General features: G+C 68.4%; 14 protein-coding genes. 6 read left to right on the top strand and 8 right to left on the bottom strand.

Going from position 1 to position 11,557, the window contains the following annotated elements; genetic code table 11:
* Positions 1-86: 86 nt before the first annotated feature.
* The 3 genes from ACQ450_RS07800 to ACQ450_RS07810 all read right to left on the bottom strand — a co-directional run bounded on the left by ACQ450_RS07800 (position 87) and on the right by ACQ450_RS07810 (position 3,176).
* On the bottom strand, positions 87-1,133 hold the full coding sequence (locus tag ACQ450_RS07800) for a homocysteine S-methyltransferase family protein (RefSeq protein ID WP_431471146.1): 1,047 nt from the start codon (positions 1,131-1,133) through the stop codon (positions 87-89).
* A gap of 115 nt (positions 1,134-1,248) precedes the next feature.
* Complete coding sequence (metF, locus tag ACQ450_RS07805; RefSeq protein WP_431471147.1) at positions 1,249-2,190, bottom strand: methylenetetrahydrofolate reductase; 942 nt, start codon at positions 2,188-2,190, stop codon at positions 1,249-1,251.
* Positions 2,187-3,176 (bottom strand): ArsR/SmtB family transcription factor, encoded by a 990-nt coding sequence (locus tag ACQ450_RS07810; protein ID WP_188056076.1) that lies wholly within the window; start codon positions 3,174-3,176, stop codon positions 2,187-2,189. Before ACQ450_RS07810 ends, metF begins: the two co-directional genes overlap by 4 nt.
* 125 nt (positions 3,177-3,301) lie before the next feature.
* Between ACQ450_RS07810 and ACQ450_RS07815 the strand changes: the two genes are divergently transcribed.
* The 4 genes from ACQ450_RS07815 to ACQ450_RS07830 are packed head-to-tail and all read left to right on the top strand — an operon-like array spanning position 3,302 to position 5,544.
* The gene (locus tag ACQ450_RS07815) at positions 3,302-3,556 is read left to right on the top strand and encodes a hypothetical protein (RefSeq protein ID WP_431471148.1); all 255 of its coding nucleotides are present in this window, start codon (positions 3,302-3,304) and stop codon (positions 3,554-3,556) included.
* 6 nt (positions 3,557-3,562) lie between these two features.
* Complete coding sequence (locus ACQ450_RS07820) at positions 3,563-3,739, top strand: hypothetical protein (protein ID WP_188056078.1); 177 nt, start codon at positions 3,563-3,565, stop codon at positions 3,737-3,739.
* Positions 3,736-4,686 (top strand): aldo/keto reductase, encoded by a 951-nt coding sequence (locus ACQ450_RS07825; protein WP_431471149.1) that lies wholly within the window; start codon positions 3,736-3,738, stop codon positions 4,684-4,686. The genes ACQ450_RS07820 and ACQ450_RS07825 overlap by 4 nt, the downstream gene beginning before the upstream one ends.
* Positions 4,687-4,698: 12 nt before the next feature.
* Positions 4,699-5,544, top strand: a complete 846-nt coding sequence (locus ACQ450_RS07830; RefSeq protein WP_431471150.1) for a class I SAM-dependent methyltransferase — start codon at positions 4,699-4,701, stop codon at positions 5,542-5,544.
* On the opposite strand, the gene ACQ450_RS07835 is transcribed toward ACQ450_RS07830, so the two are convergent.
* A complete protein-coding gene (locus tag ACQ450_RS07835; protein WP_431471151.1) occupies positions 5,508-6,227 on the bottom strand; it encodes an energy transducer TonB in 720 nt (239 codons plus the stop codon). The two genes, ACQ450_RS07830 and ACQ450_RS07835, sit on opposite strands and share 37 nt — an antisense overlap.
* Before the next feature lie 37 nt (positions 6,228-6,264).
* On the bottom strand, positions 6,265-7,647 hold the full coding sequence (locus tag ACQ450_RS07840) for a helix-turn-helix domain-containing protein (RefSeq protein WP_431471152.1): 1,383 nt from the start codon (positions 7,645-7,647) through the stop codon (positions 6,265-6,267).
* Between the two features lie 163 nt (positions 7,648-7,810).
* Here ACQ450_RS07840 and aceA point away from each other — a divergent pair, with 163 nt between their 5' ends.
* Together aceA and ACQ450_RS07850 are read left to right on the top strand one after the other, a co-directional pair.
* Positions 7,811-9,097 carry an isocitrate lyase gene (aceA, locus tag ACQ450_RS07845; protein ID WP_188056083.1) on the top strand — a complete coding sequence of 429 codons (1,287 nt, stop codon included), beginning with the start codon at positions 7,811-7,813 and terminating at the stop codon, positions 9,095-9,097.
* A 31-nt stretch (positions 9,098-9,128) separates the two neighbouring features.
* Entirely contained in the window at positions 9,129-9,284 is a 156-nt protein-coding gene (locus tag ACQ450_RS07850; protein ID WP_431471153.1) for a hypothetical protein, read from the top strand.
* 117 nt (positions 9,285-9,401) lie between these two features.
* Here the strand turns inward: ACQ450_RS07850 and ACQ450_RS07855 are convergent, their stop codons facing one another.
* The 3 genes from ACQ450_RS07855 to ACQ450_RS07865 are packed head-to-tail and all read right to left on the bottom strand — an operon-like array spanning position 9,402 to position 11,498.
* Entirely contained in the window at positions 9,402-9,791 is a 390-nt protein-coding gene (locus ACQ450_RS07855; protein ID WP_431471154.1) for a type II toxin-antitoxin system death-on-curing family toxin, read from the bottom strand.
* Between the two features lie 5 nt (positions 9,792-9,796).
* A complete protein-coding gene (locus tag ACQ450_RS07860; RefSeq protein ID WP_431471155.1) occupies positions 9,797-10,024 on the bottom strand; it encodes an AbrB/MazE/SpoVT family DNA-binding domain-containing protein in 228 nt (75 codons plus the stop codon).
* Positions 10,025-10,031: 7 nt separating this feature from the next.
* A complete protein-coding gene (locus ACQ450_RS07865; RefSeq protein WP_431471156.1) occupies positions 10,032-11,498 on the bottom strand; it encodes an MFS transporter in 1,467 nt (488 codons plus the stop codon).
* Between the last annotated feature and the right edge of the window lie 59 nt (positions 11,499-11,557).

Here is an 11,557-nt window from a genome sequence, read left to right on the forward strand (position 1 = left end):
TGGGCGCCCGGCCCATTACAATCGGTATCGCTTGTGGAGAGCGCGTGCCCACCCCCCGCCCCCTCCCGCGCGCGGGAGGGGGAGAATCACGCCGCCATGGTGAACGGCTCCAGCCCCGCCAGCCGCGTCCGCACCGGCACCTGGGGCAGCATGCGCGGCGGCAGGCCCTTCACTGCCGCTGCGATCGCCGCGATGTGATCGGGGGTCGATCCGCAACAGCCGCCGAGGATGTTGACCTGCCCCGCATCGGCCCAGCGCCTGACCAGCCCGGCGGTCGTGTCGGGCGCCTCGTCATAGGCGCCGAGCTCGTTGGGCAGTCCCGCGTTGGGATAGACCATGATCAGCGTGTCGCACGTCTTCGCCAGCGTCGCCACGTGCGGGCGCAGCTGCTCGGCGCCGAACGAGCAGTTGAGGCCGATCGTCAGCGGCCGTGCGTGCCGCACCGCATGCCAGAACGCCTCGACCGTGTGGCCCGAGAGATTGCGCCCCGACAGATCGGTGAGCGTCATCGACATCATGATCGGCACGTCGCGGCCCAATGCCTGTTCGGCTTCGAGCACCGCCTTGATGCCGGCCTTGGCATTGAGCGTATCGAACACCGTCTCGATCAGGATGAAGTCGGCACCGCCTTCGAGCAATGCATCGGTCTGCTCGCGATACACCTCCTTGAGATGGTCGAAATCGATCTCGCGATAGCCGGGATCGTTCACGTCGGGCGAGAGCGACAACGTCTTGTTGGTCGGCCCGATCGCACCGGCGACGAAACGGGGACGCCCGTCGCGCGCCTGGAATGCGTCCGCCGCGGCGCGGGCGATGCGGGCGGATTCGACGTTGATCTCGCGGACGAGATGCTCGGCGCCGTAATCGGCCTGGCTGATGCGATTGGCCGAAAAGGTGTTGGTCGAGACGATATCCGATCCGGCATCGAGATAGGCGCGCGTGATCGTGTCCGGCACCTCGGGCTTCGTGATCGCGAGGATATCGTTGTTGCCCTTCTGATCGTGGCCGAGGCCGAGGTCGCCGGCATAATCGGCTTCCTTGAGGCCCCAGTTCTGGATCTCGGTGCCGAAGGCGCCGTCGGTGAGCAGGATGCGCTGCGCGGCCTGTTCGAGGAGGGTTTCGCGTGGAGTCATCGTCGTTCGTTCCTTCTCCCCTCCCGCATGCGGGAGGGGTCGGGGGAGGGCTTGTCGGTCGGCGGGCGCGGGAGGAAAGGCCCTCCCCTAACCCCTTCCGCAAGCGGGAGGGGGACTAAGCCGCCGCGGCTTCCGTCCCCGCCTTCGGCCGCAGGCCGAGCAGGTGGCAAATGGCGTAGCTGAGCTCGGCGCGATTGAGCGTGTAGAAGTGCAGCGTCCGCACGCCGCCGGCATAGAGCTTGCGGCACAGCTCGGCAGCGATCGTCGCCGAAACGAGCTGGCGCGCGGCGGGATGATCGTCGAGCCCCTCGAACAGCCGATCCATCCACGGCGGGATCTGAGCGCCGCAGAGACCCGCGAACTTGCGCGTCTGGGCGACGCTGGAGACCGGCAATATCCCCGGCACGATCTCCGCACCGATTCCTGCCGCAGCCACATCGTCGCGGAAGCGGAAGAAACACTCCGGCGTGAAGAAGAATTGGGTGATCGCGCGGGTCGCGCCGGCATCCAGCTTGCGCTTCAGATTGTCGATATCGGCGGCGCGATTGGCCGAATCCGGATGCACTTCGGGATAGGCTGCGACCGAGATCTCGAACGGATGCAGCTTCTTCAGCCCCGCGACCAGCTCGGCGGCATTGGCATAGCCCTGGGGATGCGCCTCGAACTTCGCACCCAGCACCGGCGGGTCGCCGCGCAGCGCGACGATGTGGCGGATGCCCGCGGCCCAATATTCCTCGGCGACCTGATCGATCTCGTCCCGCGTCGCTTCGACACAGGTGAGATGCGCGGCGGCGGACAGCGGCGTTTCGCGCTGGATGCGCGCGACCGTGGCGTGCGTGCGCTCGCGCGTCGAACCGCCCGCGCCATAGGTGACCGAGACGAAACGGGGATCGAGCGGCGCCAGCGTCTGCACCGATTCCCACAGCGTCGCTTCCATCTTCTCGTTCTTCGGCGGGAAGAACTCGAACGAAACCTCCAGATCGCCGGCAACATCGGCGAAAAGCGGCGCATCGAGCGCGCGACGCGCCTCTTCGAGCTGATTCACCGTGATACTCATGCCGCCTTCACCTCCTTGATACCCTCGGCGTCGCGCACTCCCGGTTTACGCCCCAGCCAGAGCTTCACCGTCAGTTCGCCGCCCTCGAGCGTCTCGATCACTGCCGGAGCAAGGCCGTTCGCCCTGAACCAGCCCAGAATCTGTTCATCCGAAAAGCCGAGCCGCGCATGCGCGTCGCGCGCGCGCAATTCCTCGCGCTCGTGCGGCGCGAAATCGGCGATCAGCAGCCGCCCGCCCGGCGCGAGCACGCGCGTCGCCTCGGCAATCGCCGCGCCGGGCTGCTGCGCGAAATGGAGCACATGGTGCAGGATCGCGACGTCCGCGCCGCCGTCGCCGAGCGGCAGCGCATAGAGATCGGCCTGGCGCAGCTCGGTGTTGTCGAGCCCGCGTTCGGAAAGCTTGGCGCGCGCGAGCCGCAGCATTTCCGACGAGCGATCGATCCCCAGCGCATGTTCGGCACGCGGACCGAACAGCTCGAGCATCCGACCGGTGCCGGTGCCGATGTCGATCAACCGGCCGAGCGAGACATTCCCCTCCGGCGCGTCGAGCCCAAGCGTGCGGCCCATGGTCGCTTCGACTTCGCTCTCGGCGACGTGGAGCGACCGGATCGCATCCCAGTCACCGGCATGTTCCTCGAACCATTGCGCCGCCGCTGCCGCGCGATCCGCGCGCACGGCGGCGAGACGGGCATTATCGGCAACCGCCCAATGATCGGGCTCCTGCTCGGCCCAGCAATCGAGCGCCGCGAGCATCGGCGCGACTCGATCGCGGTCGCCGAGCGCGACGAACACCCAGCTTCCTTCCTTGCGCCGTTCGGCGAGGCCGGCATCGACGAGAATCTTCACATGGCGCGAGACGCGCGGCTGGCTCTGCCCCAGCACCTGGGCCAGCTCGCCGACCGACAGCTCCATCGATCGCAACAGCGCGAGAATGCGCAGGCGCGTCGAATCGGCCAGGGCACGAAAGATTTCGAGAGCTGTCGTCATTGGCTTAGAGATATAAAGATGTCTTTATATCAGGTCAACGAGCAGCGCGGCTTGCGCGGCGGCGGAGGCTTGGTTAGCGCTGGCACGTGCAGCTTCGCCTGCACCACCAAGGAGGATTTCAAGGCATGCGCAAGGCACTTCTGCTCCCCGTCGCGGCCGCGGCCGCGCTGGCACTCGCCGCCTGCGGCGAAAGCGCCCAGAACGAGACCGCCGAGGCATCCGAGGCGATCGCCGGCGACAGCGGCACGATGGGCGAAGCGGTGAACGACCTCGAAGCGGCGCAGGAAGCCGCGTTCGGCGCCGCCGAAAACGCCTATGCCGAGCCCGCCAACCTGACCGCGAACAGCGCCGAGCCGGCAGCCGACGCGACGGCCGAGTAAGCGGCGATGCGGCGCTTCGCACTGCTGCTGCTGCCGGCCGCGCTGGCGGCGTGCGGCGGCGACGAGGCCGCGCCCGGCGGCGTGAGCGCCGAGGAGGCGCAGGCGCTCAACGAAGCGGCCGAGGCACTCGACCTGAACGGGGCGACGGTATCCGAAGCGCCCCAGCCCGCGGAGGCCGAATGACCGAATTGCGCACGCTCGGCACCTCCGGGCTCGAGACGCCGCCGCTGGTGCTGGGCGGCAATGTGTTCGGCTGGACCGCCGACGAAGCGACCAGCATCCGCATCCTCGACCGGTTCGTCGAACGCGGCGGCACGATGATCGACACCGCCGACGTTTATTCCGACTGGGCGCCCGGCCATTCGGGCGGCGAATCCGAAGCGGTGATCGGCAAATGGCTGAAGCAATCGGGCAAGCGCGACCGCGTGCTGATCGCGACGAAGGTGGGCATGCTGGATGGCGACGGCGGACGCGGACTCGCCCCCGCGCGAATCGCGGCGGCATGCGAGGCATCGCTGCGGCGGCTGGGCACCGACCGGATCGACCTGTATTTCGCGCATCGCGACGATCCCGACGTGCCGCAGGAGGAGGCGCTCGCCGCGTTCGGCAAGCTGATCGAGGCAGGCAAGGTGGGCGCGATCGGCGCGTCGAACTTCACGGCGGCGCGGCTCAAATCCGCGCTCGACCTGGGGCTGCGCACCAGCCTGCCGCACTATCAGGTGCTGCAGCCCGAATATAATCTGGTCGCCCGCAGCGGCTTCGAAGGCGAGCTGCAGGACCTGTGCATCGCGCACAACATCGGCGCGGTCCCCTATTTCGCGCTCGCCTCGGGATTTCTGACCGGCAAGTATCGCAGCGAAGCCGATCTTTCGAAAAGCGTGCGCGGAGGGCGGATGAAGGCGCTGCTCGACGGACGCGGCGCCGAGGTGCTGGCGGCGATGGATGCCGTGGCCGACGAGACCGGTGCGAGCCTGGCGCAGATCGCGCTCGCCTGGCTGGCGGGGCAACCCGGCGTGACGGCGCCGATCGCCAGCGCGACGAGCATCGCGCAGCTCGACGAGCTGATCGGCAGCTGGGACGTGGCGCTGACCGACGAGCAGCGCGAACGGCTGACGGCGGCAGGGGCCTAAGCCGGGGCGGCGATGCTTTCCCGCCGCGCCCGCATCGCCGCACTCGCCCTGACGCTTCTGGCGATCGGCGCGGGCGGCGTGGGCGCGCGGTGCCTGTCGGTAGGTCAGGCGCGCTGCTCGCTCGACACGCTGTTGCACGGGGCACCCGACCTCGACGTACCCTATGCCGTCACGCGGCCCGAGGCAGTGGCTGCGATGCTCGATCTGGCCGAAGTGGGACCGGGCGATCATGTGATCGACCTGGGCACCGGCGACGGGCGCATCGCGATCGCCGCGGCGGAACGCGGCGCGACCGCGCTGGGGATCGACATCGACCCGGTGCTCGTCGCCGAGGCGCGCGGCAAGGCGCGGGCGGCCGGAGTGGCGGCGCGCACCCGCTTTCTTGCGCAGGACCTGTTCGAGACGCCGCTCGGCGACGCCGATGTAGTGACGATGTTCCTGCTGCCCGAAGTCAATCAGAGGTTGCGCCCGCGGCTGCTCGCCGAACTGCGGCCGGGTGCGCATGTGGTGAGCCATGCCTTCGCCATGGGCGCGTGGCAGCCCGATGGCGAGGCGCGCGTCGGCGGATCGCGGCTCTATCATTGGGTCGTGCCGGCGCAGGTGGCGGGCCGCTGGACGCTACGCGACGCGGCAGGCGAGCACGCGCTGGTGCTGCGGCAGGCGTTCCAGCGGCTCGAAGGATCGCTGGCGAACGCGCGCCTGACCGAGGGACGTGTGAGAGGCGAGCAAATCGCGTTCGATGCGGGCGGGCGGCGCTACTCCGGCATGGTTTCAGGCGAACGGATGCGCGGCGAGGATTGGGAGGCAGTGCGCACCGAGGCTCAATCCTCGCCCGCATCCTCGTTCCACCAGCGCTGACGCCAGCCGGCGACGTCCGGCACCGCGCGGCCGCTGGCGTCGCGGGCCGGCTCGTACCGGAAGCGGCTGCGCGCGAGCTCGCAGGTGCGCGCGTCGAGCGCGGGGCGGCCGCTAGGTTGCGCCACCGTGCAGTCCGTCACTCGGCCCTCGGCGCTGATCGACAGGTGCAGCACGAGCGGGCGAAGCGCGGGCGAAGCGGCGTCGGCATCGAAGTCACGAATGTTGATGCCGCCGCGAATGCGGCGCGCGCGGCTGGCGAGGCCGCCGCCCGTCCCCGCTCCGCCCGCGCCGCTGCCGCGGCCGGTGCCTTCGCCACCGGCGCCCGTGCCCGGACCGGGCCGTTCGGCGGCGCCGGCGGAAGGATCGACTCCCTCGCCCGAGACCGGCGGCACGGGCCGTGGCGAGGGGACCGGCACCGGCACCTCGGGCGCAGACACCGGCGCGGGATCGGCACGCAGCGCGGGCGGCGCGGCGGCGCCTTCGGGCCGATCGGCGGGCTGCGGATCGGGCACGGGCGCGGGCGGCGGTGGCGGCGGCGCGATATCATAGGTGGCGAGCGCCGCCTGCTCGCCCGATCCGCTCGACACGGCGAGGCCAAGCCAGATCGCGCCGAGCATCGCGGCGCCCGCGAACAGGGCGGCGGTAGAAGCGAGGCTGCGGTCACGGCGCGAGAGCTGCGTCATGCCTGTCCAACCCGCGAACCGCCACGCGGGTGCCGCATCAGTCTCCGGCGAAGCCCCAGGGAGTCAGCCCAGTCTCGCGCTCGTTGACGATCACCGCACGTCCGGCGGGCGGGGCACTGCGCTGCGGGCAGTCGAGGCGGGTGCAGGCGCGGCAACCCAGGCCGACCGGAGTCGCATTGCCGCCCAGATCGACGCCGCGCGCAGCCGCGAGCGTCCCCGCCTCGCCCGCTGCCAGGCCGAGCCCGACCGCGAAGCGCGCGCGGACGCCGCCGGCGCGCGTGCCCTGGGGCTGGACGCTGCGCGCAAGCGTGAACCAGCGGCTGCCGTCTTCCAGGCCGAGCAACTGAGTCACCAGTTCAGAGGGCCGGGCGAACGCTTCGAACAGATTCCACAGGGGACACAGGCCCGGTCCCTCGACGAGCGGCGAGGCGCTGGCGCCGGCATAGCGTTTCGAAACCTGGCCGGCGCGGTCGGTGCGGATCATGAAGAAAGGCAGGCCGCGCGCGCCGACCCGCTGAAGCGTGGTAAGGCGGTGCGCGACTTGCTCGAACCCCGCGCCGAAGCGCCGCTGGAGCAGTTCGGTATCATAGCCCGTGCCTTCGCATGCGCGCAGGAAACGGGCATAGGGCATCATCACCGCCGCGGCGAAATAGCCGGTGAGGTGGCGGCGGAAGAGCCGCTCGGCAGTGCGATCCGCGAGCGCGGCACCGCGCACCAGCGCGTCGATCTCGCCGCGCGCCTCGCCCGCCAGCTGCTGCGCAAGCGCGAAGCTGCGCGAGGCGGAATCGAGCAGTTCGGAGAGCTGGAGCTGGCGCGCATGCAGATCGAGCCGCTTCAGCCGATCGGGCATCACCTCGACAGGCAGGATGCGGACCGAGAGCTGGTGCTTCACGCGCAGCCGCTCGGCCATCGCGCCGTAGAGATCGCCCGCACCGAGCCGCAGCTCGTCGGCGAGCGCTTCGGCCGCGGCGTCGAGATCGGCGAAATGGTTGCGCCAGCGCTCGACTTCGTGGCGGACGGCGGCGGCGGGATCGGGCGTGGCATCCGGCGCCGCCCCGCCCTTCCCCGCCCGATCAAAGGCACGGGCGAATGCCTCGGCTCCGCCCGGCGCGCCGGCGAGCCACTCCTCCACCTCGGCGCGATCGATCTCGAGATCGGCGAACAGCGGATCGGCGAGCCGGCGGCGGATCGCGTCGGCACCGCCCCCGGGCTCGCTGGCGGCAAGCGTGCGCGGATCGAAATCGAAGCTCTCTGCGAGACGGAGCAGCAGCGTCGCCGACAGCGGCCGCTGGTTACGCTCGACGAGATTGAGATAGCTGGGAGAGACGCCCAGCGTTTCGGCCATGGCGGCCTGAGTGAGCCCCGCACCGCGACGGAGGCGGCGCACGGCATGTCCGGCGAAGAGCTTGGGATCGGCCATTCCGGCATTGTAAATATCTTTACAGATTTACACAACCATCGCGGAACGCGGCGACAGCACCACGCGGTTCGTAGCCGTTTACCCGTGCCTTTGGGAGCCACCAGCCATTATTCACTGCATAGCACAGCGGCAAATACCGCACAAAACTGTAAAGGACTCCACAATGGCGACTTTCGAAGACCTCGTCCCCGCACCCGCCGGCCGTTTCGACGGCATCACGCGCCCCTATAGCGCGGACGATGTGGCGAAGCTGCGCGGATCGGTCGCCATCGAACATACGCTGGCGCGCAAGGGTGCGCTCAAGCTGTGGGACCTGCTCAAGAGCGAGGATTACATCAACGCACTCGGCGCGCTTTCGGGCAACCAGGCGATGCAGATGGTCCGCGCCGGGCTGAAGGCGATCTATCTGTCCGGCTGGCAGGTCGCGGCGGACGCGAACACCGCGGGCCAGATGTATCCCGACCAGTCGCTCTATCCCGCCAATGCGGGCCCCGAACTGGCGCGCAAGATCAACGCCACGCTCCAGCGCGCCGATCAGGTCGAGCATTCGGAAGGCGGCGCCAGCCGCGACTGGTTCGCGCCGATCGTCGCCGATGCCGAAGCCGGCTTCGGCGGCCCGCTCAACTGCTTCGAGATCATGAAGGCCTATATCGCCGCGGGCGCGGCAGGCGTACATTATGAGGACCAGCTCGCTTCCGAAAAGAAGTGCGGCCATCTGGGCGGCAAGGTGCTGATCCCGACGCAGGCGCATATCCGCAACCTCGACAGCGCGCGTCTCGCCGCCGACGTGAGCGGCGTGCCGACGATCATCTGCGCCCGCACCGACGCCGAAAGCGCCAAGCTGATCACCAGCGACATCGACGAGCGCGATCACGAGTTCCTGACCGGCGAGCGGACGGCCGAAGGCTTCTATCGCCTGAAGGAAGGCACCGGCGTCGACCACTGCATCAAGCGCGGGCTGGCGTTCGCCGAGCATGCCGATCTGCTGTGGTGGGAGACGAGCAAGCCCAATCTGGACGATGCGCGCCGCTTCGCCGAAGCGATCAAAAAGGAATATCCCAACAAGATGCTGGCGTACAATTGCTCGCCCAGCTTCAACTGGGAGGCGAATCTGGACAAGGACGACATCGCCCGCTTCCAGCGCGAGATCGGCGCGATGGGCTACAAGTTCCAGTTCGTGACGCTCGCCGGCTTCCACCAGCTCAACTACGGCATGTTCGAGCTGGCCCGCGGCTATAAGGATCGCGGCATGGCGGCGTACAGCGAGCTGCAGCAGGCCGAATTCGGCGCCGAAAAGGACGGATACACCGCGACTCGCCACCAGCGCGAAGTGGGCACCGGCTATTTCGATATGGTCGCCCAGGCAGTCGCCGGCGGCGAGAGCTCGACCACCGCGCTCGCCGAATCGACCGAGGCGGCCCAGTTCAAGAAGGAGGCGGCAACCGCCTGAATCCCTTTCAAGTCAGCGTAGGAGCAACACCATGGAACACCCACCGCAACGCGCCCGTGCCGTTTTTTCGACCGAGGACTTCCAGGTCCTGCGCGCGGCGATCGCCGACTATCTGCCCAAGGTGGCGGACAAGTCGGAATCGGTGAAGGTGGCGGCGCTCTACCACCGGCTCGGCCGGCTGACCTGAACCAGCTTTCCTGGGGAGGAAAGGATGCCCGTCGGTGCCCCGCACCGGCGGGCATTTTCGTAGGCGCCAGTCGGATAGGCGATCCTCGCGCACAGGACCTAAAGAACGGGAATGCGATCAGAGTTCGACGAGATGATTGCGAAACCAGTCGGCAAGCTGTTCGGGCGTCAACTCGCCGGCAGCAAGGGCGAGAAAGATCGTGACCAGCTCAACGTCGCCGCAGGTGAGTTCATAGCCGTTGAGCACCAGGAACGTTTCGCTGACGACCGCCGCCGTGCGCTTGTTGCCGTCCATGAACGGATGGTTGCGGGCAATCCCATAGGCATAGGCAGCGGCGAGTTCGGCTGCATCCGGTTCGCCATATGGGACCAGATTGCGCGGGCGGGCCAAAGCACTTTCCAGCATGTTGCGACCGCGCACGCCGCCAGCCCCACCATGTTCGGCCAGCTGCTCATCATGAGCGGCGAGCGCGACCCCGACGGTCACCCAAACCCAGTCCTGCGCCACGCAGGCTATTTGGCGAGTTCGCGAAGCGCGTTCCTTCGCCGCTTCATCACGTCGCGTGCGACCGCCATCTGCGCCTCGAACTCGGCGTCAGCCGCGCTCAGCGTGATTCCGTTCGGCCCTTCGGTCAGGAACAGCTCGTCGCCCAGCTCGACTCGCAGCCGCGCGAGAATCTCCTTCGGGAGGATCACGCCGGTCGAATTGCCGATCTTGATGAGCTTCAGGGGCTTGGTCATACGAATGTTATAACAGAGGCTCGCGGTTCGCGCCAGCCTCGGCGAGCCGCTCGATGCGCGCGTCGTGCTCGGTGCGGCCGAAGGGAAAGCGGCGGTAGAAGAGCGCCGCGCCGAAGCCGAGCCCCATGTAGAGCAGTGCGAAGATCAGCGTCAGCCGATCGATCGTCGCTTCGGGCACGGCGCCGGGATCGGCCGCTTCGGGAAAGCCTGCCGCCGTCAGGATCAGCCCGGCGGCGAAAATGCCCAGCCCGCTGGTGCATTTCTGGACGAAGAAGGCGCCGGCGAAGAACACGCCTTCGGAGCGGCGGCCGGTGTGCACCTCGCTATGCTCCACCACGTCCGCCATCATCGAGGCACCGAGGATGGTCGAGGAGATGCCGCACGCCGCGTTGATGGTGAAGATACCGAACAGCAGCGGCAGCATCCACGGATCGCCCGGTGCCGGAAACAGCCCCGCCAGCCGCAGCAGATAGGGCGAGGCGAGCAGACAGGCGGCGGCGATCATGAAGCTCATCGCCGCGACCGGCTTGCCGATGCGCCGCGCGATCCGCGGGGCGACGAAAAAGGCGATCATCGCGCCGGCGAACAGCACGCCGGCGAGCAGCTGAAAGGCATAGGCTTCGAACCGCCAGACATAGGCGTAGAGATAGTTGGACAGCGCGAAGCTGACGCCCTGCGCCGTATAATAGCAGAGCCCCGCCCCCATCAGCACCGCGAAGGCACGGTTGCGGATCGTTTCGCCCAGCTCGCGGAAATTGTCGGCCAGCGTCTGGCGATCGCGCATCGCCGGCCGCGGCAGGCGGGCGATCTCGTGATGCGTTCCGCGCGCCGAGACCAGGATCGCCACCACCATCGCGATGCCGCTGGCGATCGCGAGGCCGACATAGCCGCCGCGGTTGAGCAGCCCGCTTTCCTGCCCGGGCTCGGGCGCCAGGAAGATGGTGTAGGAGACGATCAGCATGCCGAGCCCGCCCGCCCATCCGAACAGATAGCGATAGGCCATGATCCGGGTGCGATCGTCGTAATCGGCGGTGAGCTCGGCGCTGAGCGCCTGGCTGGGCACTTCATAGGCGGAGATCGCGCTGCGCACGAGCACCGACATGGCGAAGACCCAGAACAGCATCCCGCCCTGCGACCATTCGGGCGGGTTCCACAGCAACAGCCAGAACATCAGGATCGGAAAGGCCGAGGCATACATCCAGGGATGCCGCCGCCCCCAGCGCGTGCGCGTGCGGTCCGACAGAAAACCGATCGCGGGATCGACGAACGCGTCGAGGATCAGCGCGCACATGATCGCGAAGCCCACTTCCGCAGCGGGCAGCCCCAGCACCTGATTGTAGAACAGCAGGAGGAAGGTGGAGAAGGCGAAATCCTTCACCCCATAGGCGATCGTGCCGAAGCCGTAGGCAAGCGTGGTCCCGGTCGCGAGGCGGCGGGCAGGCGGAACGCCCGCCGGGCGAAGGAGTTCGGGCATCGTCTCTCCAGCAGCGTGTTTGTTGCGCAGCATAGAAGCCGGCCGAGGCCGGTCAATCA

This window comes from Sphingosinithalassobacter sp. LHW66-3, from assembly GCF_050703275.1.
Lineage (GTDB): Bacteria > Pseudomonadota > Alphaproteobacteria > Sphingomonadales > Sphingomonadaceae > Sphingomonas.